This window comes from Streptomyces sp. NBC_00631 (assembly GCF_045206895.1).
Taxonomy (GTDB): domain Bacteria; phylum Actinomycetota; class Actinomycetes; order Streptomycetales; family Streptomycetaceae; genus Streptomyces.
On sequence record NZ_CP107734.1, the window covers coordinates 10727586 to 10750696 of the forward strand.

General features: G+C 71.9%; 19 protein-coding genes. 7 read left to right on the forward strand and 12 right to left on the reverse strand.

What is annotated here, in order from left to right; all coding sequences use genetic code 11:
- Positions 1–172: 172 nt before the first annotated feature.
- Complete coding sequence (locus OHB00_RS48465) at positions 173–1132, forward strand: TauD/TfdA dioxygenase family protein (RefSeq protein ID WP_406445099.1); 960 nt, start codon at positions 173–175, stop codon at positions 1130–1132.
- A gap of 1 nt (position 1133) precedes the next feature.
- Here the strand turns inward: OHB00_RS48465 and OHB00_RS48470 are convergent, their stop codons facing one another.
- The 3 genes from OHB00_RS48470 to OHB00_RS48480 all read right to left on the reverse strand — a co-directional run bounded on the left by OHB00_RS48470 (position 1134) and on the right by OHB00_RS48480 (position 4653).
- Positions 1134–2168: an LLM class flavin-dependent oxidoreductase gene (locus OHB00_RS48470; RefSeq protein WP_406445101.1), complete on the reverse strand. Its 1035-nt coding sequence runs from the start codon at positions 2166–2168 to the stop codon at positions 1134–1136.
- 66 nt (positions 2169–2234) lie between these two features.
- Positions 2235–3737, reverse strand: coding sequence for a metallophosphoesterase family protein (locus OHB00_RS48475; RefSeq protein WP_406445103.1), 1503 nt, complete (start codon positions 3735–3737; stop codon positions 2235–2237).
- A 265-nt stretch (positions 3738–4002) separates the two neighbouring features.
- A complete protein-coding gene (locus OHB00_RS48480) occupies positions 4003–4653 on the reverse strand; it encodes an NADPH-dependent F420 reductase (RefSeq protein WP_406445105.1) in 651 nt (216 codons plus the stop codon).
- A gap of 251 nt (positions 4654–4904) precedes the next feature.
- Between OHB00_RS48480 and OHB00_RS48485 the strand changes: the two genes are divergently transcribed.
- Positions 4905–5348, forward strand: coding sequence for a GNAT family N-acetyltransferase (locus tag OHB00_RS48485; protein ID WP_406445107.1), 444 nt, complete (start codon positions 4905–4907; stop codon positions 5346–5348).
- Positions 5349–5599: 251 nt separating this feature from the next.
- A complete protein-coding gene (locus OHB00_RS48490) occupies positions 5600–8002 on the forward strand; it encodes a M4 family metallopeptidase (protein ID WP_406445110.1) in 2403 nt (800 codons plus the stop codon).
- A 56-nt stretch (positions 8003–8058) separates the two neighbouring features.
- Here OHB00_RS48490 and OHB00_RS48495 read toward each other — a convergent pair whose 3' ends face one another.
- Positions 8059–9258 (reverse strand): glycoside hydrolase family 64 protein, encoded by a 1200-nt coding sequence (locus OHB00_RS48495; RefSeq protein WP_406445112.1) that lies wholly within the window; start codon positions 9256–9258, stop codon positions 8059–8061.
- Positions 9259–9635: 377 nt separating this feature from the next.
- Here OHB00_RS48495 and OHB00_RS48500 point away from each other — a divergent pair, with 377 nt between their 5' ends.
- The 3 genes from OHB00_RS48500 (at position 9636) to OHB00_RS48510 (ending at position 13824) form a co-directional block, all read left to right on the forward strand.
- Positions 9636–10505 (forward strand): hypothetical protein, encoded by an 870-nt coding sequence (locus OHB00_RS48500; RefSeq protein ID WP_406445114.1) that lies wholly within the window; start codon positions 9636–9638, stop codon positions 10503–10505.
- 54 nt (positions 10506–10559) lie between these two features.
- A complete protein-coding gene (locus OHB00_RS48505) occupies positions 10560–10778 on the forward strand; it encodes a hypothetical protein (RefSeq protein WP_406445116.1) in 219 nt (72 codons plus the stop codon).
- 82 nt (positions 10779–10860) lie between these two features.
- Positions 10861–13824: a hypothetical protein gene (locus OHB00_RS48510; RefSeq protein ID WP_406445118.1), complete on the forward strand. Its 2964-nt coding sequence runs from the start codon at positions 10861–10863 to the stop codon at positions 13822–13824.
- A 199-nt stretch (positions 13825–14023) separates the two neighbouring features.
- Here OHB00_RS48510 and OHB00_RS48515 read toward each other — a convergent pair whose 3' ends face one another.
- Positions 14024–14782, reverse strand: a complete 759-nt coding sequence (locus OHB00_RS48515) for a dienelactone hydrolase family protein (RefSeq protein ID WP_406445120.1) — start codon at positions 14780–14782, stop codon at positions 14024–14026.
- A gap of 112 nt (positions 14783–14894) precedes the next feature.
- Complete coding sequence (locus tag OHB00_RS48520) at positions 14895–15515, reverse strand: L-threonylcarbamoyladenylate synthase (RefSeq protein WP_406445122.1); 621 nt, start codon at positions 15513–15515, stop codon at positions 14895–14897.
- Positions 15516–15962: 447 nt separating this feature from the next.
- Here OHB00_RS48520 and OHB00_RS48525 point away from each other — a divergent pair, with 447 nt between their 5' ends.
- Positions 15963–17492 carry a helix-turn-helix domain-containing protein gene (locus OHB00_RS48525; RefSeq protein ID WP_406445124.1) on the forward strand — a complete coding sequence of 510 codons (1530 nt, stop codon included), beginning with the start codon at positions 15963–15965 and terminating at the stop codon, positions 17490–17492.
- A 120-nt stretch (positions 17493–17612) separates the two neighbouring features.
- Here the strand turns inward: OHB00_RS48525 and OHB00_RS48530 are convergent, their stop codons facing one another.
- The 6 genes from OHB00_RS48530 to OHB00_RS48555 are packed head-to-tail and all read right to left on the reverse strand — an operon-like array spanning position 17613 to position 22985.
- Positions 17613–18845 (reverse strand): cytochrome P450, encoded by a 1233-nt coding sequence (locus OHB00_RS48530; RefSeq protein WP_406445125.1) that lies wholly within the window; start codon positions 18843–18845, stop codon positions 17613–17615.
- Entirely contained in the window at positions 18842–20068 is a 1227-nt protein-coding gene (locus tag OHB00_RS48535) for a cytochrome P450 (protein WP_406445127.1), read from the reverse strand. The genes OHB00_RS48530 and OHB00_RS48535 overlap by 4 nt, the downstream gene beginning before the upstream one ends.
- The gene (locus OHB00_RS48540) at positions 20065–20688 is read right to left on the reverse strand and encodes a GTP-binding protein (protein WP_406445129.1); all 624 of its coding nucleotides are present in this window, start codon (positions 20686–20688) and stop codon (positions 20065–20067) included. Before OHB00_RS48540 ends, OHB00_RS48535 begins: the two co-directional genes overlap by 4 nt.
- On the reverse strand, positions 20660–21022 hold the full coding sequence (locus OHB00_RS48545; protein WP_406445131.1) for a DUF742 domain-containing protein: 363 nt from the start codon (positions 21020–21022) through the stop codon (positions 20660–20662). Before OHB00_RS48545 ends, OHB00_RS48540 begins: the two co-directional genes overlap by 29 nt.
- Positions 21019–21441: a roadblock/LC7 domain-containing protein gene (locus OHB00_RS48550; RefSeq protein WP_406445132.1), complete on the reverse strand. Its 423-nt coding sequence runs from the start codon at positions 21439–21441 to the stop codon at positions 21019–21021. The genes OHB00_RS48545 and OHB00_RS48550 overlap by 4 nt, the downstream gene beginning before the upstream one ends.
- Positions 21438–22985, reverse strand: coding sequence for an ATP-binding protein (locus tag OHB00_RS48555; RefSeq protein WP_406445134.1), 1548 nt, complete (start codon positions 22983–22985; stop codon positions 21438–21440). The genes OHB00_RS48550 and OHB00_RS48555 overlap by 4 nt, the downstream gene beginning before the upstream one ends.
- Positions 22986–23111 lie beyond the last annotated feature (126 nt).

Below are 23111 nucleotides of genomic sequence, written 5' to 3' on the forward strand. Positions count from 1 at the left end.
CGGGCCTCAGCGGACCAGAAGCGCTTCCACCAGAGAGTTCGTGATCATCGTCCGTGACCATCCGCCCGATCGCCAGCCGCGTGCCTCCGGATGCCGGAGCGCCCGGTGCATCCCCGCGCCCCCCGCCGGGGTACCTCTCCACTGGCCGGTACCGACGACCAGCGGAGTACACATGACGACGGAAAACAGGACGGGAACCCGGGCGGTCGAGGTGAACCCCGTCGCCGGGCACATCGGTGCCGAGATCACCGGGGTCGACCTCACCGGGGAGCTCGACGACGCCGTGGTCGCCCTGATCCGGGAGGCCGTGCTGCGCTGGAAGGTCGTCTTCTTCCGGGACCAGCGGCTCGACCACGCCGGGCACGTCGCCTTCGCCCGCCGTTTCGGCGAACCGGTCGTGCTCGGCCGGCGCGGCAGTGCCTCGCCGGCCGGCTTCCCCGAGGTGGAGACCACCGCCGACCGGCTGGAGCTGGGCGGCCGCTTCGGGATGGAGCACGAGGAGTGGCTCCAGCGGCGCCGGCACACCCTGCTGCGCGGCTGGCACTGCGACCACGGGGCCCGGATCGATCCGCCCGCCGCGACCGTCCTGCGCGCCGAGACCGTACCGCCGTACGGCGGCGACACCACCTGGGCCAACCTGGCCGCCGCCTACGCCGGGCTCTCCGCGCCCGTGCGCGCCTTCGTCGACGGACTGCGCGCCGAGCACCGCCTCGGCGTCGGCTACCAGTCCCGTCCCGGCGACGACTCCTACCTGCGGCACCTGCTGGACCACCAGGTGGCCTCGGTGCACCCGCTGGTGCGCGTCCACCCGGAGAGCGGGGAGCGGGTGCTGTACGTCAACGGCTACTACGTCGAGCAGATCGCCGGCGTCTCCCGCCCGGAGAGCGCCGCGCTCCTTGAGATGCTGCTCGAACAGGCGGTACGGCCCGAGTACACGGTCCGCTTCCGCTGGCAGCCCGGCAGCGTCGCCTTCTGGGACAACCGGGCCACCATCCACCTCGCGCCCGGCGACAACGCCCACCTCGGCTTCCCGCGTGTCATGCACCGGGTGATGCTGCACGGCGAGGTGCCGGTCGGCGTGGACGGCAAGCCGTCACAGCCGGTGACCGGCACGGAGGTGCGCCGCTGGTGACTCAGGCGGCGGACCCCGGCCGCCAGCCGAGCGCCGGGCCCAGCTGCGCCGCCATGTCCGTGAGGATCTGGACGTAGTCCTCGTGCTCGAACGTGAACGGCAGCGCGAACGCCACCTCGTCGACCTCGCGGAACCCGGCGTGCGCGTGCAGTTGCTCGACGATCTCCGCCGAGGTGCCGACGAGGTCCGGTGCGAACAGCAACCGCGCCGGGCCCTGCGGGCTCGTGGTGCGGGGCAGCCGCTTGGCCGCGTACGCCTCGTACTTGGCGCGCTGCTCGGGTGTGGCGGAGTCGGTGGGGATGACGACCAGGCCCTGGGAGACCCGGGCCGCCTCGCCGTCCGGGTGATGGGCCCGGAACTCGCGGATGTGCGAGAGCTGGATCTCGGCGAAGTCGTGGCCGTCAGCCGGGTCACCGGCCCGTACGACGCTGCTGGTCAGGAAGTTCATGCCGTGCTCGCCCGCCCAGCGGGCCGAGCCGAGGCTGCCGCCGCCGTACCAGAGCCGCCGGCCGAGACCGGGGGAGTGCGGCTGGACGACGTCCGAGAACACCTCGAAGCCCTCCACCCCGCTGAAGTCGGTGGCCGGGTTGCCCCGGACGAAGTCCAGGAGCCGGCGCACCCGCTCATAGCTGAAGTCCTCGGCGTCGGCCGTGTCCGGGTAGAGGGCCTCCCTGACCTGCTCGTAGTGCATCGGCGGGCCCACGCTCACACCGGGGTTGAGCCGGCCGCCGGACAGGAGGTCGACGGTGGCCAGGTCCTCGGCGAGCCGCAGCGGGTTCTCCCAGCCCAGCGGGATCACCGCGGTGCCGAGTTCGATACGGCTGGTGCGCTGCGAGGCCGCCGCGAGGACGGCGACCGGCGACGAGATGCCGTACTGCAGGTGCCGGTGGCGCACCCAGGCGCTGTCGAAGCCCAGCCGCTCGCCCAGCTCGATGATCTCCAGCGTGGACTCGTGCCCCCGGCCCGGATCCGCGCCGTCGAACAGGCCGATGGTGAGGAAGCCCAGTCTGCGCAGCGGGCGGGGGGCGGACGGCACGGGTCCTCCAGCGGTCGTACGTCAGTTCTGCCCCGATTGTGGCACCCGAACATTGCGGGAGTGTGATCAGACGAGGGGGATGGTGATCTCGTCCTCGATCGGCGGATCGAGTTCCTGCGGGCGGTTCCCGGTGGCGGCGAAGCAGCGCAGCCGTACCGCCTCCGGGCTGACGTCGAGGCGCAGGAAGCACTTGAAGAAGGGCGGGCTGTAGGTGACCGAGCCCGGGGAGAACAGCTGGGTGTAGATCTTCTTCACGGGCAGCCGGAAACGCGGGCCGCGGTCCGGGCGGCTGCCGGCGCCCAGCAGCGTCGCGACCAGGCGGGCGCGGCGAGAGACCCGGACGTCCGGGGCGGGCGTACGGCCGGGCCTGATGCCGAGGCGCTCGGCGATCACGGCCGTCGCCTCCGCCTCGGTGAGGGTGAACAGGCGGGGGAGCCGCAGCCGTCGGCCGTACAGCCGGCTGTAGAAGGCGAGGGAGTCGCCGCGCAGCGGATAGCAGCGGAAGTCGTCCTCGGTGACGTTCGCGATCGACACCGGGGGGATTGTGTGGGTGGCGTGCATGAAGGCACCGCCGCCGCCCGCGACCACGTACTGGATGGTGCGGCCGGCGACCTCGACGGGGTAGCGCTGGTAGTTGTGGATGTCGCCGCCGATCGCCGCCACGTAGTGGTGGGCCGGGTCGCGGACGATGTCGTCGACCGTGCCGCCGCCCTCGATCGGACACGGGTGGTGCTCGCCGTCCACGTACAGCGGGGAGCCGGTGACGAGGATCTTCGGACGCGGTCCCCGGGACACCTCCCGCAGCCAGGCGCCCTGTTCGGCGTCGATGGTGCCGAGCAGACCGGTGTCGATGCCGACGATCCGGACCGGCCCGGCGTCGATGGCCCAGTACGGTCCCGGCTGTACGGCCGTCTGCTCCTGGGCGGACCGCAACTTCCGCGCCTCGGCCAGAAGTTGCTCGTCGGCCGGACGCGGGCGGTGCCAGAGCAGGGTGCGCCACCAGGCGCGGGTGAGCGGGCGCGGCCTCGGCTCGGCCGGAAGCAGTGGGGCGTCGTCGCAGAAGACCCGCATGAAGGCGCCGAGGTCCTCGTACCAGTCGTGGTTGCCGGGTATCGCGTAGATCGGCGCCGGATAGTCCTGGTACGGACGGAAGAACTTGGTGCCGTAGTCGTCGGTGGCCCCGACCGGATAGATCACGTCGCTCGTGATCACCGCGAAGGCGGTGTCCTGACCGGCCTTCAGGAACCCGGGCACGACGGCGTACTGCGAGTCGTCGCCCTCGCCGGTGTCGCCGATCACCATGAAGGAGAACCGGTCCGCCTCAGGCCGCCGGATCACCTTGTCGGCGGGGGCTCCGACGGCTGCCTGCTGTGCCACCCAGCGGCTGCGGGTACGGCCCGTCGGGTCGCCGAACCAGGACGCCAGCACCCCGTTGCGGGCGGCCCACATGGTCCTCGGGTTGAACCAGAACACTTTTTGGACGTGGTCCGGCATCAGCCGGCGGTAGGCGCCCCGCTCGGCGTTGCCCCAGCCGGCGCCTTCTGCGGATTCGCGTGAGGAGTGAGCCACGCGGGAACCGTACAACGATCAACGGATCGCTGCGGCATGGGGGTTCGGTCGGGAGCGGTCACCCCTCGTGGGGATTCGCGGCGGTGCCGTACGGGTCCTGCGGACCGGGCGCGGGGCGATGGGGGTGCCCCGCCTGCCGGTGGCGACCGGGGCCGGCTGGGTGGGGATACCGAACCGGTTGTGGAGGAGAAGACACCACGCGCCGGGAGCGTGCGCCGGAGGGTCACCGGGACTTCAGCTGCCGCGCGGGCACCGCGGGCGGGGCTCAGGGGGCGACGATCTTGATGGCGCTCATCCAGCCGTGCCCCTCGGGCCGCGTCTGCAGGGCCATGTGCAGCAGCTGGATGCCCTCCAGCTCCCGGGCGTGGCGCAGTCCGCCGACGACCACCGGGTTGAGGCCGCCGGATGCGGCCAGTTCGGCCACCTGGTCGCGGGCCGCCGCGTTGTCGCCGGCGATGAACACGTCCAGCGGCAGCCCGCCCACCTCGCCCGCGACCAGCGAACCCGCGAACGTGGTGTTGAAGGCCTTCACCATGTGTGTGCCCGGCGCGGCCGCCTCGGCGAGCTGCTGGGCGGCGGAACTGTCCGCGGGCACCGTGAGCGAGTCGAAGGTCGAGAAGTCCACCGGGTTGGAGATGTCGACGACGGTCTTCCCGGCGAGCTGGTCCCCGTACTCGGTCACGACCTGCTTGGCCGCGTCGAACGGTACGGCCAGCACCACGACGTCCGCCGATCCGACCGCGTCCGGCACGGCCGGCGCCACGTCCGCCCCCGGCGTCCGCTCGCTCAGCGCGTCGGCGAGCGTGGTGGCCTTGGCGGGATCCGTGCCGATCAGCCGGACCGTGTGGCCACCCGCCAGGGCCCGGGTGGCGATACCTCCCGCCATGTTCCCTGTGCCGACGATGAAGACCCGCATGGGTGAGCCCCTTCCGTGGGGTGGGAGCTGCCGACGGCCGGTCCGCGGGTGCGAGGTCGCCGCACTCCGGCTGAACCAGGATAAATCGGTCAGCATGATACGGCTCGGGCTGATGACCCACGGTGACCGGTGCGGCGCACGGCCGCGACCGGCCCGGCCTCCCGGCGGGTGACCGTCGGCGGTTCATCGGCCGGACCGGTCGCCCCGCCCCGGTGCCTTGGCGGCCGGCCGCGGCGGATAGCGTGGCGATCATGGCGGACTGGAAGATGCGGCCGGCGTCGGACGCGGACGTGGAGGCGGTGGCCGAACTGCGTGCCGTGGTGATGCGGGACGACCTGGAGCGGCTCGGGCGGTACGACGGGCGACGGGTCCGGCAGCTGCTGCGGGACGGGTTCGGCGCGGCCCACACCTGGGTGATCGAGGTGGGTGGTGACTTCGCCGGCTGTGTGGCGCTGCGGCCGGCCGGGGACATCCGGTGGCTGGAGCACTTCTATCTGGCCCCGCACGCGCAGGGCATCGGCATCGGCTCGGCCGTGCTGCGCGAGTTGCTGGAGCGCTGCGACCGCGACGGCGTGGCCGTCCGGCTGAACGTCCTGCGAGGCAGCGCGGCCCGGCGGCTGTACGAGCGGCACGGCTTCCTGGCCGAGAGCGAGGATCCGGTGGACGTGTTCATGGTGCGCCGGCCGGTCCGCTGAGCGCCGGTGCGCCCCGGCCCCCGCCCATAGGGAAAACCCTTGACTGACCTCGACCTCGCTGACATGTGCGGGTCAAATCTGGAATCCTCGCTCAGCACACGCTTTCTCCCTGGCGTGTCCCCGGATCACGGGCCACTCACCCCGGCCCCGGGATCCCGGTTCCCGCACAGCTCAGCTCGTCCCGGACAGCACACCCGTCTGCCCGGTCTGTCACCGGCCGCGACCCGGCGGCCGCAGCAGGAGGAGTACGAGTGAGACGTCTTCCCCACAGACGGGCCACGGTAGGGGCCGCCCTGGTCTCCACCGCGGCCTTCCTCGCCGTCGGCATCCAGTCGGTCCCGGCGAACGCCAAGCCCGCCACCCCCCACCCCAGTCCCGTGCGCACCGGCGGCCTGGAGGCCAAGCTCACCCCCGCCCAGCATTCCGCACTGCTCAAGAGCGCCCAGCAGAAGACCGCCGCCACCGCTCGCACCATCGGCCTCGGCGCCAAGGAGAAACTGGTCGTCAAGGACGTCGTCAAGGACAACGACGGCACCGTGCACACCCGTTACGAGCGTACCTATGCCGGTCTGCCGGTCCTCGGCGGCGACCTGATCGTGCACACCCCGCCCGCCTCCCTCGCGGCCGGAACCGTGAGCACGACCTTCAACAACAAGCACACCATCATGGTCCCCACGGTCAGCGCGGCCTACAGCAAGTCCGCCGCCCGGACCAAGGCGCTCAAGGCCGCCAAGGCCCTCGACGCGCAGAAGCCCACCGCCGACAGCGCCCGCAAGGTGATCTGGGCCGGCGGCGGCACCCCGAAGCTCGCCTGGGAGACCGTGATCGGCGGCTTCCAGGACGACGGCACGCCCAGCAAGCTGCACGTCGTCACGGACGCCACCACCGGCAAGGAGCTCTACCGCTACCAGGCCGTCCAGACGGGCACCGGCAACACCCAGTACAGCGGCACGGTCACGCTGAACACCACGCTGTCGGGTTCGACGTACCAGCTGTACGACACCACGCGCGGCGGCCACAAGACGTACAACCTCAACAACGCCACGTCGGGCACCGGCACCCTGATGACCGACACCGACGACGTCTGGGGCACCGGATCCGGCTCCAACACCCAGACCGCCGGCGCCGACGCGGCCTACGGCGCCCAGATGACCTGGGACTTCTACAAGAACACCTTCGGGCGCAGCGGCATCAAGAACGACGGTGTCGCCGCCTACTCCCGGGTCCACTACAGCAGCAGCTACGTCAACGCCTTCTGGGACGACGACTGCTTCTGCATGACCTACGGCGACGGCTCGGGCGGCACCCACGCCCTGACCTCGCTCGACGTGGCGGGCCACGAGATGAGCCACGGCGTCACGTCGAACACCGCCGGCCTCGACTACACCGGCGAGTCTGGCGGGTTGAACGAGGCGACCTCCGACATCTTCGGCACCGGCGTGGAGTTCTACGCCAACAACTCCTCCGACGTCGGTGACTACCTCATCGGCGAGAAGATCGACATCAACGGCGACGGCACGCCGCTGCGTTACATGGACAAGCCGAGCAAGGACGGCTCGTCGGCGGACAGCTGGTACTCCGGGGTCGGCAACCTCGACGTGCACTACTCCTCGGGCCCGGCGAACCACATGTTCTACCTGCTGTCCGAGGGCAGCGGCAGCAAGACCATCAACGGCGTCACGTACAACAGCACCACCTCCGACGGCGTCGCCGTCGCCGGCATCGGCCGGGCCGCGGCCCTGCAGATCTGGTACAAGGCGCTGACGACGTACATGACGTCCAGCACCAACTACTCCGCCGCCCGCACCGCCGCCCTGAACGCGGCCGCGGCGCTCTACGGCACGAGCTCCACCCAGTACGCGGGGGTCGGCAACGCTTTCGCCGGCATCAACGTCGGCAGCCACATCACCGTGCCCACATCGGGCGTCACGGTCACCAGTCCGGGCAGCCAGTCCTCGACCGTCGGCACCGCGGTGAGCCTGCAGATCTCGGCGAGCAGTACCAACAGCGGCTCGCTGACCTACGCGGCGACCGGACTGCCCACCGGCCTGTCGATCAACAGCTCGACCGGCGCGATAACGGGTACGCCGACCACGGCGGGGACCTACAGCACGACCGTCACGGTGACCGACTCGACCGGCGCCACCGGCACCGCGTCCTTCACCTGGACGGTCAGCTCCAGCGGAGGCGGCGGCAGTTGCACCTCCTCGCAGCTGCTCGGCAACGCCGGCTTCGAGTCGGGCAACACCACCTGGACCGCGAGCAGCGGCGTCATCACCAACTCCAGCAGCGAGGCCGCCCACGCGGGCTCGTACAAGGCCTGGCTGGACGGCTACGGATCGACCCACACCGACACGCTCTCCCAGTCGGTGACGATCCCGGCCGCCTGCACCAGCACCACCTTCACCTTCTACCTGCACATCGACACGGCCGAGACCACCACCAGCACCCAGTACGACAAGCTGACGGTCACCGCCGGTTCGACCACCCTGGCCACCTACTCCAACCTCAACGCGGCCACCGGGTACGTGCAGAAGTCCTTCAGCCTCGGCTCGTTCGCGGGCTCGACCGTCACCCTGAAGTTCAGCGGTGTCGAGGACTCCTCGCTCCAGACCAGCTTCGTCGTCGACGACACCGCCGTCACGACCGGCTGACGCAGGGCAGTTGAGCGTCCCGCACCCGAGAACCGGGTGCGGGACGCTCGCGTGTGTCAGCTCAGCGGGTCCAGCGTCAGGTACGCCTGCTGCGGACTGCCGTCATTGACCAGCGACTCCTGGTTGCCGACGTCGTCGAAGGCGAAGGCGTACGCCTTGCCGTCAGCCATCTGCGCGTGGATCTTGCGGGCGTAGTGGTTGGTGACCGTGTCCTGGTAGAAGTCAGCGGGGTTGGTGTCCGGCTGGTCCGAACCGGTCAGCAGCGTCGACCGGTTGAAACCCGCGCACAGGGTGCGTGAGATCGGCCCGCGCACGTTGTCGTTGGGCGCGTCCAGCAGGTTGTGGCAGCCGAAGATGCTGCCCGCGTCCGGCTTCTGGAAACTCGTCACCACCGTGCCCGAGGAGTTGGTGAAGTTCAGGACGTTCCCCGAGACCCGGCCGTAGTACTTGGTGTTCGGCTGGTCGGCGAACGGCGTGACGGTCAGGGTCGACGTCGCGTACTTCGCCCAGACCCGGTTGACGTAGTCGTCCATGACGGTCGACGGCAACGCCCCCGTCTCCACCCCGTACAGCGGAGAGAGCGCGCGGAGCACGGTGCCGTCGGAGCGGGTCTGGACCAGGTTCGCCCAGCCTCCGGGCTGCCCGCGCAGGGCGCTGAAGAACCCGTTGTAGCCACCCGACTTGAGGTGCCCGGTGCTCGCCGTGCTGCCGTCGGAGCGCTGCACCCCGACCGCGTACGGCACCGAGAACATGTCCACCTGGGTGCTGTTGATCCACAGCCCCGAGTCGTTGAGCGTGTACTCGGACCAGTTGAAGAGGATGTCGCGGTTGGGGTCGCTCGGGTTCTGCACCGCGGGCTGCACCAGACCGCCGGTGGTCAGTCTGAAGTCGAGCTTCCGACCGTAGGAGAAGTAGATCCGGCCGGAGAACTTCGGGATCCGGATCGTCTTCGACTGACCTGCCGCGGGGCCGGTGATCGAGGCGTCCGGCGCCGGGGTGGGCGGGGTGCCGCCGGCCGGCCAGGTGTGGAAGGTGCCGTCGGCGTCGGCGTAGCCCTGCAGTCCCGTGCTGAGCTGGGTGCCGAGGTCGTAGACGTACACCTGGTCGCCGCGGCCGGAGTTGTTGCTTATCTTCAGCGGGATCGTGTCCGGTACCGCCGCGTCGGCCGGGTTCGGGGTGCCCAGGGTGAGCACCCCGCCGATCAGAGCCGCCGCGGCCGTCAGGGGCAGCGCCCGGCGTGCGAGTCCTGTGCGCACTCTCCACCTCCGTGTGGGGTCGGGGTCGTCGTACGAACATTGGTCCGTACCAGTCTGAGAGCGCTCTCAGCGTGTCGGTGCGGCGGGTTCATGTCAATGGCGGGGCGTGTCCCGGCTCCCCGGCCGCCTGTCGGGCCGGCAGGGTTCGGACCCCACGTGGGTCGCGGTCGAAGGGATGTCCGCCGGGCTCCTGCTCCATACGGGCGATCGTTGATGACTCACAGTAGTTGTGCGGTGTCATGGCGGCATGCTGCCTGTTAGCTGGCGTCGACCGGTGACGGCACACGCCGGTCCGTCCTCGACCAGCGAGACAACCCCGCCCGCCGACCCGGCGAACGCCTGTCCGGCTGTTGACCCGGCAAGAACAGGAGTCCGGCATGCTCATCCACAACCTCGCCCTGGTGTCGCAGACCCAGCACATCACTGCCTCGCAGCTCACCCGGGTGGCCGCCGCCCTGCAGAAACAGGCGCTGCGGGACTTCGCGCCCCTCTGGAAGATCCACGCCACCGTCGACGCCTTCGACACCCTCCATGACGTGCCACCCGGCTACTGGCCCATGATCGTCAAGGACGATATCCAGCAGCCCGGCGCCGCCGGCGTCCACCTCGATCACAACGGGCAGCCGCTCTCCCTGATCGAGTACAGCGACAGCTGGTCACTGACCGCCAGCCACGAAATGCTTGAGATGCTCGGCGACCCGAGCGGCAACCGACTCGTCGCGGGGCAGTCCCCCGAACCGGAGCAGGGCGTGGTGGAGTTCCTGGTCGAGGTCGCCGACCCCTCGGAGGCCCCGGAGAACGGGTACACCATCAACGGCCTGCTGATGTCGGACTTCTTCACCCCGCACTTCTACGATCCCGTCGCCGCCCCAGGGGTGCGCTACAGCTTCACCGGCAAGCTGGACGGCCCCCGCAAGATCCTGCCCGGCGGCTACCTCAGCTGGCACGACCCGGTCAGCGACCACTGGTTCCAGCAGGTCTGGTTCGACACCCCCCAGCCCGAGCTGCGTGACCTGGGCCGCCTGACCGCCCGGGCCGGCAGCCTGCGCTCGGCCATCGACTCCCGCACCCAGACCATCGCGCGTATCGCTGCCAGTGGCCCGCAGTCGGACCGCTTCGCCGCCGCCCGCGCGCTGACCGCGGCGGTGAAGCAGAGCACCGCCGCCCGGGCCGACCGGTGGAGCAGCCGCATCGAGGAACTGCAGACCCAGCCCGTCGTCGAGGGCACCTGGGAAGACAGCGAGTAGGACAATGAACAGCAGCCCCGCCACCAGCAGGCCGTCTGAGACGGAGGGTGCGTCATGGCCAGCGACAAGAAGTCCGGCAAGGACCGTGCGGACGAACTGCAGGACCTGATCGACCAGCTCACCTCCGATGCCGGGCCCGGCACCGGCGCGCCGACCGGGACCCTCGGTGAGAGCCTGCGCGAGGCGGTTCACCGTCGCATGCGCGAGTTCGACGACGCGTCCCAGGCCGACGGGGAAGCGAGCGACGACCCTGGGCCGGACGGGTCTTCCTGACCACGAGACCACGGCCGTACGGGGCGCCGAGCCCCTGCCACCGTGATCGCACGGCACGACCCACCCTCAAGGAGCGGCGCGTATGCGCTCGACGCAGGAGACAGGCCGTCAGCTCACCGCAACCGAGGCGTTCCTCTGGGCACTTGGTGCTCCCCTGCCGGCGGCCCTTGGCCTGTGGTACTTCCTGGCCGGTGCGCCCCGGGGGCTGGCCCGGCTGCAACTGGCGGGCTCCGCCGATCGGGCCTTCGCCATCTGTGCGGGGCGTCTTCCGGCGTGCCAGCATGCGCTGACGACGTACTACGCCCTCGTCGTGTGCTGCACGATCAGCCTCCTGGCGGTCTTCTGGCTGAGCTACTTCGCCTTCCCCAGCAAGCGCGGACGGCGCGTCGCCGTGCTGGCGATGATCGTGACGGGCGTCGGCGGACTGTGCGGTGTCGCGGAGAACTGGCTGATCAAGCACGGTTTGGGGGCCGCCCGGGCACAGGCCGGGGACGGCTGGTTCGCCGTGGCAGCCGGCCTGGCGGCGCTCAAGTGGCTGATCGCCCTCCTGACGATCCTGGCCTGCTACCTGTGGCTGACCGCTCTGTCCCGAGCCGGACGCCAAGCCCTGCCGGGCATGTGGCGATGGGCACGGCGCCGACCGCGGGCGGATCCGGCTCCCGGGAGCACCCGCAACGGGCGCCACTGCGACAGCCACCGCTGCGACAGGCACCACTCGGACGGCGCTCCGGCGGCTGTGCCGGCGTGGCCGGTCGTCGTCGGACCGGACGGCCCGACGTGGCCGGGCATCGCCCCCGAGAAGGACCTGTACGCGGCGGCGCAGGAGACCCCCTCGCACTGGCGCTACGAGAGAACGACGGCCCCCGGACGGGAGAACGCGGACATCGGGATCTGCGTCTCCGGCGGCGGCATCCGCTCCGCGTGCGTGACACTGGGCGCCCTCCAGTCCCTGCGCACCACCCTGAACAAGGCCGGCTACCTGGTGTCCGTGTCCGGCGGTGGCTACACGGTCGGCGCCATGCAGCTGGCGCTCTGCGACGACCAGGGCAGGCCCGCCGGTCCGTCCGCGACGACCGTCTTCGAGCCAGGCTCGGTCGAGGAGGACCATCTGCGCCGCCACTCCAAATACGTGGCCGACGGCACGAGGGAGTGGCTGGTCGCGCTCGGCGTGCTGCTGCGCGGTCTGCTCGCCTCCCTCTTCCTGCTGGGTGCCACCACGGCCATCCTGGGCCTGGCACTGAGCTGGGGCTACCACCTCGTCCCGGTCACCGACCTGCACCACCTGGCGGCCCCCGGTACCCACCTCTGCCCGCCCCATTGCACGCCGCCACCCCGTCCGCCCTTCCGGCCACCGGCCGTGTGGACCGTCCTGGCGCTGTTCGCCGCCGCCGCTCTCGCCTGGCTGATCTGGCTGTTCGCCACGACCTGGTCGCGCGACGGAGGGCCCGGCCGTATCGCCGCCCGAGCCTTCCGCCTGCTGGTCGTGCTCGCCCTGGCGCTGGCCACCACCGTCCTCCTCGTGCCCCTGCTGGCCTGGGGCGCCGTCCAGCTCCAGCTTCAGCTCAGGGCCAGCCGCCCACGCATCGGGGCCGGAGTCGGCGCGACGGTCCTCATCGCCTACGTCGCCGCAGTGGTCACCACGCTCTGGCGGCGGCGCCAGACCCTGCGCAGCGGCCTGTCCAAGATCACGGACCTGCTGCGCGGCAGACCGGGTCTGTCCCGCGCCGTCCCCAACGGCTTCACCCAGTACCTGCTGGTCTGGGCGGTCCTCGCCCTGCTGGCGGCCGGCTTCCTGCTGCTGCTGGGCTGGTCGACGGCCACCGGATGGACCTGGCCGAACTGGGCCCAGGCGGCCGCCCCCGCGATCCTGCTCGTCCTCGGCTCCAGCCTCGACCAGACCTGGATGAGCCTGCACCCCTTCTACCGCCGGCGGCTCGCCTCCTGCTTCGCCGTCCGCCGTGCCGACGCGCCGGGACGAAAGGGCGTCCAGGTCGCCGTGCCGTACGACTTCGACACCGAGGCCACCAGGCTCAGCACCTACGGCGGTGAACGTGACGGCTTTCCCCAGGTCATCTTCGCCGCCGCGGCCAACCTCTCGGGTGCGAGCCGCACACCGCCCGGCCGGCGGGCCGTGTCCTTCACCTTCTCCCGCGACTACGTCGGCAGCCCCGACGTCGGCTACGCCTGCACGGCCTGTCTGGAGGAGCGGACCAAGCGGCACATCGCCCGGGACCTGACCGTCCAGTCCGCCGTCGCCATCTCCGGTGCCGCCTTCGCCTCCGCGATGGGAGCCCAGGCGCGTGCCTTCCAGACCTTCCTGGCCCTCTCCAACGCCCGCCTCGGCAGCTGGCTGCCCAACCCGTCCGTGCTGGCCCGGCAGTGGGAGCCGGACGCCCCCTGGCAGCTGCCCCGCCCGCCTGCGATCCGCCGACTGCCCTATCTGCTGCGGGAGGTCTTCGGCCGCTACCCGATGGACGACCGGCTGCTGCTCGTCACCGACGGCGGCCACTACGAGAACCTCGGTCTGGTCGAACTCCTGCGCCAGGGTGTCCGCACGGCGATCTGCATCGACGCCAGCGGGGACACGCCGCCGTTCGCCACGACCCTCGCCGAAGCGATCGCCCTGGCATGGGAGGAACTCGGCGTCACCATCACGCTGGACAACCCTGGAGCACTCGTCCCCGGCAGCGGCGAACCACTCGCGCCCCCCAGCGTCCTGTCGGCCGTCAACGCCCGGCTGTCCAGGACAGCCGTCGTCACCGGCACGATCACCTACCCCAGAAACCTGCGGATCAAGGACGACAGCGGTGGGACCACATGGAGCGGGAGGCAAGGAACGCTCATCGTCGCCCGCGCCACACTGACCGGGGATCTGCCCTACGACCTGCTCTCCTACGCGGCGGCCCACCCGGTCTTCCCCCACGACAGCACCAGCGACCAGTGGTTCGACCACGAGCAGTTCAACGCCTACCAGACCCTCGGGCGCTGCCTCGGCACACAGGTCCAGAACCTGCTGGAGCCACCCTCCCCCCTCACGAGGACCTGATTCCGCCGACGCCCCGCGCGAGCGTGTCGACCGCCGGCCCATCTCGTTCCGGCATCGCGGTGCTCGGTACCCGGGGCGACGTGGTCACCCAGCCCGACGAGCCGGCCCGGACGTCGGCCGCCGCGACGAAGCACGCGTGCCTGGGCCTCCCCCGGCGCCGGCGAAGTGCGTGCCGGCACCGGCCGGGGAGGCGGTCGCCTCAGCCGTACGTGCGCTTCAGCAGGTCGAGCAGCGCCGCCCAGTGGCGCTCGTCGGCCTCGGCGGAGTAGGACGGTGTGTCGGCCTGCGTGTAACCGTGCGCGGCGCCCCGGTAGATCTCGCACGTGTTGCGGACCCCGGCGGCGTCGAGCGCCTCCTGGAAGGTGTGGATCTGGTCCTCGGTCATCGACTGGTCCTGGTCCGCGAAGCCGAAGTACAGCTCCGCGGTGACCCGGTCGGCGAGCAGGTGCAGGCTGTCCGCGTCGTCGGTGACCATCCGGCCGCCGTGGAAACCACCCACGGCCGCGACCCGGTCAGGGAACGCGGCTGCGGTCCGCATGGCCAGCCGGGCGCCCATGCAGTACCCGGTGATCCCGACCGGCTCGTCGGCCACCAGCGGACTGTCGGCCAGCCAGTTCAGGTAGGCGGCCGAGTCCCGGTCACTGAGCTCGGGCGTCAGCGACATCATGATCGGCATGATCCGCTGCCAGATCGTCGGGTCCACCGACGGGTCGATGAAGTCGGGAAGGTCGATGACCGGCGTGCGGCCGCTGCGGTAGAAGACGTTGGGGAGCAGGACCGTGTAGCCCGCGCCGGCGAGCCGGTCCGCCATCGACTTCAGGTGCGGGCGGATCCCGAAGGCGTCCTGGTACAGGAGCACGCCCGGGTGCGGGAGTCCGTCGGCGGGGTGGGCCAGGTAGGCGTCGGCGACACCGTCCTCGGTGGTGATGTCGACGTCGGTTCCCTGTACGGCGGTCATGGCGCAAGTGCCTCTCTGTGGAGTCGGCGTCGGGGTGGGGACACCCGGCGCGGCATGTCCCGATCATCGTGGCACGCGGAGTTCGCGGGGCCGTGGACGGGGGAGCCCGAGTTCATTCGAAGCGCGAGGCGTCGCCGGCGCCCCGGCGGACGATCTCCGCCTCGCCGCCGGAGAAGTCGATGACCGTGGTCGGCTCGGTGCCGCACTCCCCGGAGTCCACGACCGCGTCCACCTGGTGGTCCAGCCGGTCCTTGATCTCCCAGCCCTGGGTCAGCGGCTCCTCCTCGTCCGGCAGCAGCAGGGTGCTGGACAGCAGCGGCTCACCCAGTTCTTCGAGCAGTGCCTGGGTGACCACGTGGTCGGGGATGCGGACGCCGACGGTCTTCTTCTTCGGGTGCAGCAGCTTGCGCGGCACCTCGCGGGTCGCGGGCAGAATGAAGGTGTAGCTGCCGGGCGTCGACGCCTTCACGGCCCGGAACACGTCGTTGTCCACGCGCACGAACTGGCCGAGCTGTGCGAAGTCACGGCACATCAGCGTGAAGTGGTGCCGGTCGTCCAGACGCCGGATCGTGCGGATCCGGTCGATGCCGTCCCGGCTGCCGAGTTGGCAGCCCAGCGCATAGCAGGAGTCGGTCGGGTATGCGATGAGCGACCCCGAGCGGATCGCGTCGGCGATCTGCGAGATGCTGCGCGGCTGCGGGTTGTCGGGGTGCACGTCGAAGTACTTCGCCATCCACCGAGCTTATGCCGTACGGCGACTTCCGGCCGAGCGAGCCGGGCACCTGGCCGACGGTCACCAGGCGCTTCGCTGGAAGTGTCACGATATGCCGTCTGCCGTCTGCCGTCTGCGGCGCCGTCGTGGCTGGTCGCGCAGTTCCCCGCGCCCCTTCGGGGCGCTGCCGGACCGCAGCGGATCTCGCCGGGCCTGCTTGGGTCCTACCCGGTCGGTACCGGGATGCGCGCGGGCCGGAATTCGGTGCGCATACCCGGTGGATTCCTGGGCACCCGAAGGATCAGCCACCCCGAGGCCCTCCCCCCGGCCCCGGGTGAGGCTTTTCCGCCGGCGGCCCTTCCCCCGAGGGCCGCCGGCGGAGCCGGGCCGGCGCCCGGGACCTGGCCTCGTTCCATCGGGTAACGTCCGTGGACCGAGGCTGACGCGAGGGACGAGGGGCAGAGCGAGATGGCAGGCCGAGCGGACCAGGGCCCGCAGGACCCGGCACCCCAGGGCGACGGCTGGGCCGCGCGGCTCCTCGACCACCTGCGTCCCGGTGCCCGCGACCCGCGCCGGGTCGTCGGCTGGCTCGCCGACACGGTGCAGGCGACCGTCTGCCTCCAGGCCTCCGACGGCACCCTGCTCGCCGGGACCGGGATACCCCTCGACGACGGCCTCGTGACCGACGTGGTCGCCGGACGGATCTCCGCAGCCGCCGTCCAGGACGGTGACCGGCACCTGAGGCTGGTCGCGGTCCGCGCCCCCGACCCCCGTCCGGCCGCCGCCGGACTGCTCGCCGTGGCCCGCGCGACCCCCTTCGACCGGCGCGCGGCCGAGATCGTCACGCACACCGCCGGCGTCATCGAACTCCTGCTGCGCGAGCGGGAACTGACGGCCGCCGGGCACCGGCTCCGGCGGGCCACCGCCGACCTGCGCCTCGCCATCCTGCAACTCCTCATGGTCGAGGACACGGTCTCCGCCCGCCGCGTCGCCGCCGGCCTGTGGCCCGGCCTGCTCGACACCGACAGCGCCTGCGTGTACATCGTCGAGGGAAACCCGGCGGAACGCGACGAACTGGCCGAGGACTGCCTGGACATGACCCGTGGCCAGGCGCTCGTCGTGCGCTGCCCCGCCGTGGACGGCCACGTCATCGTGCTCAGCCCCGCACCCGTGACGGCACAGCGGCTGCGCTCCCTCGTCGACGGCCGCCCCGGCACCTTCCTCGGCGGCAGCGTCCGGCAGAACCTGGCCCAGACGGCCACCGCCTACGGCCAGGCCGTCAGCGCCCTCGCCGTCGCCCGCTTCCGCCCCGACCAGGCCGCCGTCTACGCCGAACGCACCCACCCGGAACGGCTGATGGACCCCGCCGCGCTGCATGCCTGGTCCACCGCCGTGCTGCGGCCGCTCGACACCCTGCCCCACCACACCCGCGCGGAACTCCTCGCCACCACCCGCCTCGGCCTGGAGTTCACCGCCGTCAGCGCGGCCAAGGTGCTCGGCGTCAGCCGCAACACCGTGCGCGCCCGCATGGACCGGGTCGAGACACTGCTGGGCGCCGACTTCTCCGACCTCACCGTGCGCGCCACCGCCCACCTGGCCCTCAACACCCAGGCCGCCCTCGCGGAGGACCTCCCCGGAACGGTGCCGCGGCCGTCCGGTGTCCGCCTGGGCGACCTGCTGGCGAGTCCGGCGCTGCGGGCCTGGGCGCACGGCCTGCTGGACCGTCTGGTCCGGGACGGCCGCGACCTGCGCGGCACCCTGCGCGCCTGGATCGCCGCCGGCGGCAACGCCGAACGCGCCGCCCACGATCTGGGGGTGCACGCCCAGACCGTGCGTGAACACGTGCGGGGTGCCGAACCCGTCCTGGAACGCCAGTTGCTGGCCGCCGGCACCGACCTGTACGAGGTCGTCCTCGCCCACCTGGCCCTCGGGGACCTCACCGCCCCCGTCCTGCTCCGGGCGAACCAGGGCCAACCGGACTCACCTGTGCACGGGTGAGTCCTCGGCTTGCGCGAACGGGCATCGGCGCGATACCCAACGACCTGATCCGGACGTATCTTCACGTTGCGCGGGGGCACGACCGGAACGGGGGACCGGTCGCCGCCCCCGCGACCGCCGTCACGCCTCCAGGCGCACCGGGATCTCCTGCCAGCCGAACGCGATGAACGACGGGACCTGCCGCAGCTCGTCCTCCCCGACCGCGAGCCGCAGCCCCGGGAACCGGTCGAACAGCGCGGGCAGCGCGGCCAGCGCCTCCGCCCGGGCGAGCGGCGCGCCGATGCAGCGGTGCACCCCGATCCCGAACGCCAGATGGTCGTCGGCCCCCCGTGCGGCGTCGAACGAGGCCGCGTCCGGCCCGTAGCGTGCCGGGTCCAGGCCCGCCGCCGCGTACGTCGTGATGATCGCGTCCCCGGCCGGCACGGTGACGTCCCCGACCTTCAGGTCGCTCACCGCGAACCGCAGCGGCAGCGAGGCGATCGACGGATGCGCCCGCAGCGTCTCGTCGATCACCGCGTCCCAGCCGACCGTCCCGGCGCGCACCGCCGCCAGCTGGGCCGGATCCGTCAGCAGTGCCACGACCGCGTTGCCGATCAGGTTGACCGTGGTCTCGAAACCGGCGCCGATCACCAGCAGCAGCGTGTACAGCAGCTCCTCGTCGCTGAGCCGGTCACCGTCCTCGTCGCGGACCCGGATCAGCTCCGTCGTCATGTCGTCGCCCGGATGCTCCACCTTGTACGCGATGAGACCGCCGAGAACCGTGCCGATCCGCTCCTGTACGAACGCCGCGTGCTCGGGGGTCGGGTCGGAGGTGTCCATGATGGCCGCGATCAGCGCACCGGTGTCGTCGCGCATCTCGTCGGGCACGCCGAACAGTTCGCAGATCATCCGCATGGGCAGCGGCTGCGCCAGTGAGGCCCGCAGATCCACCACCGTGCCGTCGGCACCCGCGACCGCCACCTGGTCGAGCAGCTCCGCGGCGATCGCCGTGACGCGCGGCCGCATCGCCTCGGTCCTCCGGTGCGTGAAGCTCGGCGCCACCAGCTTGCGCAGCCGGGTGTGGTCGGAGCCGTACGCGGAGAGCATGTTGACCACGCCGATCCAGCCCAGCACCCAGCCCCACGAGGGGTGTTCGCCGATCTCCGGCCAGAGCCGCCAGTGCTTGCGCGGGTCCTTGCTGACCTGGGGATCGAGGATGAGTTCCTTGAGGACGTCGTAGCCGGTGGGCGCCCAGGCGGGTATGCCGCCGGGCAGTTCGACGGGCACGACGGGACCGAGGGCGCGCAACCGCGCGCTCTCCGCCGGGATGTCGGAGCCGAACGGGTCGAGAGCGATGCGGTCGGTGACGGTCACGACGACTCTCCAGGCTGGTCGGGGGAGCGGGGGCTGAACCGGACGGGCAGCGACGTCAGCGAGCGGTGGAACGGGCCGGGCCGCCAGCTGAGCTTCTCGCGGGGCAGGACCGGGTCGAGGTCGGGCAGCCACAGGGTGAGCTGTTCGATCGCCTCGGTCGCGATGAGCAGCGCGTGGTGGCGGACCGGGCAGGCGTGCGGTCCCGCGCCCCACGACAGGTGCGAGGCGTCCCCGGCGCGCCGGCCGCTGGTGACCTCCCGCTCGGCGAACAGCCCCATGGCACCGAAGGAGACCACCACCGGGATCGCCGGCCTGACCCACGCCCCGTGGAAGGAGAGGGGCCGACGGGCGTAGTAGATGCCGTAGTTGGCCAGCGGGGTCTCGTGGTGCAGCACCTCGACCACCGCGTCCATGACCGGGCGGGCGCCGCTGGTGAGCGTGGAGTAGTAGAGCGGGTTGCCGAGGATCCGGGAGAGCGCGTTGGAGACGAGGTTGGTGGTCGGCTCGTACCCGGCGCCCAGGGTGAGGAACACCTGCCAGGTGACCTCCTCCGGGGTCAGCCCGGCGGGATGGTCCAGAAGCATGCTCGGCAGGTCCTCGCCGCGCTCCTCGACCTTGGCGGCGATCAGCCGCAGCACGTACCCGACGAAGTCCGCCTCGCCCTCGGCGGCCTGCGCGCCGCCCTCCATCATCTTCAGGAGGCCCTCGTTGAGCCGGTCGCCCTGACTGTCCGGCAGCCCGAAGAGGTTGTTGAACACCAGGGCCATCAGCGGCCGCGTGAAGTCGGTGACGAGGTCCGCCTCGCCCTTGGGCCCGAACCGGTCGACCAGCAGCCGGACCGCCCGGTGCACCAACTGGCGCAGATCGTGCGGCTCGATCAGGTCGAACACGTCGATGAGGGTGGTCCGGTAGCGGATGTGCGCGTCGGCGTCCGAGAACAGGGCGTTGGGCCGCCAGCGCATCATGCCGAGCAGCGGGGAGTCCTCGGGGACGGTCGCCTCCCAGCCCCGCGGGTCGTGCGAGAAGGTCTCGACGTCCCGCAGCACGTCGAGGGCGGCGCGCCGCTCGGTGACGACGTACGCGGGGGTGCCCGGCGCGAGCTCCGCCCAGCCCACCGGGCCCTGGGCGCGCAGGGCCGCGTAGTAGCCGTGCGGGTTGCGGGCGAAGCCGTCCTCCCACAGCCGCACCGGACCCGAGACGGTGAAGGACTGCTGCGCGCTCATCGGGCCTCCGCCGGCCGGTCGTCGATCAGGTGCTGGACAAGGGCGAGCAGTGCGTCGACCGAGGAGTGCCCGTCCCGGGCGTCACAGGTCACCATCGGGGTGCCCGGCTCCAGATCCAGGGCGGCGCGCAACTGTTCGCCCGTGTGGTGGCTCGGCGCGTCGGGAAACGTGTTGAAGGCGACCGCGTACGGCAGCCCCGCCTCCTCGACCAGGCCGAGCACGTCGAAGGAGGCGTCGATGCGGCGGCTGTCCACGAGGACCAGGGCACCCAGCGCCCCGTAGGAGATGTCGTCCCACAGGGTCCGGAACCGGTCCTGCCCCGGTGTCCCGAACAGGTACAGCACGATCCCGCCGGCCAGACTGATCCGCCCGAAGTCGATGGCGACGGTGGTCGTCTCCTTCTCCCGCACCCCGTCGAGATCGTCCACAGGGACGGAGGCCTCGGTGAGATGTTCCTCGGTGTGCAGCGGGCGGATCTCCGACACCGAGTCGATCAGGGTCGTCTTGCCCACCCCGAACGGCCCGGCGACCAGGATCTTCACCAGATCGCGGGCGCCGTCGGGGAGATGGGTGCCGCCCGCGCGGGGCAGGTCACTGGTGCTTGAGGGCGCGGAGGCCATCGGCCACTCTCTTCAGCAGGTCGGGGTCGAACCGTTCGGCGGGCGGGATCGGCGGGCGGGCCTGGACCAGGTCCCGGTCGGCCAGGTCGGCGGCCAGCACCCGCGCGGCGGAGAACGGAAGCCGCAGCAGTGCCGCCGCCTCCACCACCGTCAGCGCTCCGCCGGACAGCAGCTCCAGGAGGGCCAGTTCGGCGGCCGGGAGACCGGCGGGCAGGGGTGTCCCGTCACGGGTGAGCACCGTCAGCCGTTCCAGGTGGGGACGGCTGGGGCGGGCCACCCCGCCGGTCGACAGATACGCGGGGACCAGGGGACGGCCGCCACCGCGGCCGGTCATGCCGGCGCGCCGCCGTCGGAGCCTCTGGGCGCGGCCGCCATCGCCTTCTCACCCAGCCGGGCCACCTGTGAGTGCACCCGGTGCGCCAGCAGGTCCAGGCGCACCTCCGGGTCGCCGTAGGCCGCCACACAGGTGCCGTGGTCGGTCGGCACGATCAGCACGTACCCGTGGTCCGACTCGATGACCACCTGCCGTACCTCGGCCCGGTCCCGGTCCGCGAACGCGGCCGCCGCGGCCCGGCAGGCGCCCTGCACGGTACTGGTGATCGCGGCCACCCGCTCGGCACTCGCCTGGGACAGACCGTCGGTGTAGCCGGTCGCGAGGCCGTCCCGGGTGAGCAGGACGGCGGCCAGTACATGCGGCACCTGCAGGACGGGGTCCAGCACCCATGCCGTCTCGCCCGCATCGCGGCTGGTCATCTGGCCGCTCCTCCTTCGTCGTCGGTCCGGTGGGGTTCGGGCGTGCTCGCCCGCTTGGGGGCCCGCGCCGCCGCGGTGCCGTACTGCAGGGCCGCGAGCGCGGCGGCCGCCTCCTCGGGGCCGCGCGCGGCCGGCTGCGGCCGTGGCACGCCGGGGGCGGCGGCGGAGGTACGACGCCGCCGCTGCGGCAGACCGCCCAGGTCGCCCTGCTCCTCGCGGCCGGGGGCGGGGGCGGGGGCGGGGACGCGCTCGTGCTCGTGCTCGGCCTCAGGCCCGGACGGGTAGGGCGCCTCGGGCACCGACGAGGCAGGCACCGCGGACCCGGCCGACGCGATCTTTGGCACGGGTGCCTCGGGCACGGCTGTCTCACGCGTGGGCCTCTCACGCGCGAGGGTCTCGCGGATCGCCGTCTCGTGGACTGCCGTCCCCCGCCCGCCCCTCTCGCGCACCGGCTCCCTGCGCGCGGCGCGTTCCCGGGTCGAGCGCGGGGCGCTGGCCGACGGGGGCCGTTCGCCCGGGTCGATGCGGCAGAGCAGATGGGTGTCCACCCGCAGCACCGCGCGCACCCCGCCGTAGGGCGAGGGGGAGGAGACGTCGACGCTCAGGTCGAACTGGCGGGTGAGCTGGCCGATCGCGGCCAGACCCATGCGCGGCGGGTCGCCGAGGTCGGTCAGCAGGATCGGGTCGCTGCCCGCCACCAGCCGCTGGCCACGCGCCCGTTCGTCCTGTGTCATGCCGAGGCCCGCGTCGTCGACGGTCACGCACACCCCGTGGTGGACGTGCTCCAGATTGACCACGACGTCGGTGTCCGGTGCCGAGTGGCGCAGCGCGTTGTCGAGGAGTTCGGCGACGATGATGGCGACCGGCTCGACGGCGTGGGACACCAGGGCGGTGCCCGGCTCCAGGTGGTTGTGAACCTGGACCCGGTGGTAGCCCGAGAGCCGGGCCTGGCCGCCGGTGACGGCGTCCACCACGTGGGACTCCTCGCGGGCCAGTCCCACCCAGGCCCCGCACACCACGGCCGCGACCTGCGCCCGCCGCAGCGACTGCTCGTTCTCGTGGTCCAGCGCGAACAGCGTCTGGGCCAACTCCGGTTCGTCGTAACGCTGTTGAAGCCCCCGCAGGGCGTCCTGCAGCCGGTAAAGGGCGGCCTGGATCTCCCGGGTGGCACCCCGGAGACCGGCCTGCGCGGCCGCGTCGATCCGGGTGCGCTGTGCCGTCAGCTCCTCGCGCAGCGCCGTGAGCACGTACTCCAGCGCGATCCCGGTGGGAGTCCCGGGTGTGTGCTGCCTGGCGGGTCCGGGCACCCGCAGGTGCGGGTGGGCGAGCTGGGCCGCGGCCGCGGGTATCCGGCGGGCCGCGAGATGCTCGACCTCGGTGATGAACGCGCCCTCGGCGCCCTCCAGCTGGGCGCGCAACTCCGTCACCTCGGCCGTCAGAGCCGCCTGCCGGCGCCGGGACCTGAGCAGGCCGCCGCCGAGGGCGAGCGCGGAGAGCGTTCCGGCGGCGAGACCACCGGCCACCAGTTCCGGTAATTCGATCATGGAATCGGTTTCCAGGGGGGAGTAGGGCAGCAGTGGGCAGGGGGGAGCCCGGGGCCCTCCCATGTGGCGCTCGCAGCACAGTACACACCGTCATTGACCGGCCCCGCACGGTGAATCGTTACATCA

What these genes read in the sequence shown, in the direction of transcription:
- OHB00_RS48465 (WP_406445099.1), top strand. Translation starts at nt 173, where the DNA reads ATGACGACGGAAAACAGGACGGGAACCCGGGCGGTCGAGGTGAACCCC.
- OHB00_RS48480 (WP_406445105.1), bottom strand. Translation starts at nt 4,653, where the DNA reads ATGCGGGTCTTCATCGTCGGCACAGGGAACATGGCGGGAGGTATCGCC.
- OHB00_RS48485 (WP_406445107.1), top strand. Translation starts at nt 4,905, where the DNA reads ATGGCGGACTGGAAGATGCGGCCGGCGTCGGACGCGGACGTGGAGGCG.
- OHB00_RS48500 (WP_406445114.1), top strand. Translation starts at nt 9,636, where the DNA reads ATGCTCATCCACAACCTCGCCCTGGTGTCGCAGACCCAGCACATCACT.
- OHB00_RS48505 (WP_406445116.1), top strand. Translation starts at nt 10,560, where the DNA reads ATGGCCAGCGACAAGAAGTCCGGCAAGGACCGTGCGGACGAACTGCAG.
- OHB00_RS48510 (WP_406445118.1), top strand. Translation starts at nt 10,861, where the DNA reads ATGCGCTCGACGCAGGAGACAGGCCGTCAGCTCACCGCAACCGAGGCG.
- OHB00_RS48515 (WP_406445120.1), bottom strand. Translation starts at nt 14,782, where the DNA reads ATGACCGCCGTACAGGGAACCGACGTCGACATCACCACCGAGGACGGT.
- OHB00_RS48520 (WP_406445122.1), bottom strand. Translation starts at nt 15,515, where the DNA reads ATGGCGAAGTACTTCGACGTGCACCCCGACAACCCGCAGCCGCGCAGC.
- OHB00_RS48525 (WP_406445124.1), top strand. Translation starts at nt 15,963, where the DNA reads ATGGCAGGCCGAGCGGACCAGGGCCCGCAGGACCCGGCACCCCAGGGC.
- OHB00_RS48535 (WP_406445127.1), bottom strand. Translation starts at nt 20,068, where the DNA reads ATGAGCGCGCAGCAGTCCTTCACCGTCTCGGGTCCGGTGCGGCTGTGG.
- OHB00_RS48540 (WP_406445129.1), bottom strand. Translation starts at nt 20,688, where the DNA reads ATGGCCTCCGCGCCCTCAAGCACCAGTGACCTGCCCCGCGCGGGCGGC.
- OHB00_RS48545 (WP_406445131.1), bottom strand. Translation starts at nt 21,022, where the DNA reads ATGACCGGCCGCGGTGGCGGCCGTCCCCTGGTCCCCGCGTATCTGTCG.
- OHB00_RS48550 (WP_406445132.1), bottom strand. Translation starts at nt 21,441, where the DNA reads ATGACCAGCCGCGATGCGGGCGAGACGGCATGGGTGCTGGACCCCGTC.
- OHB00_RS48555 (WP_406445134.1), bottom strand. Translation starts at nt 22,985, where the DNA reads ATGATCGAATTACCGGAACTGGTGGCCGGTGGTCTCGCCGCCGGAACG.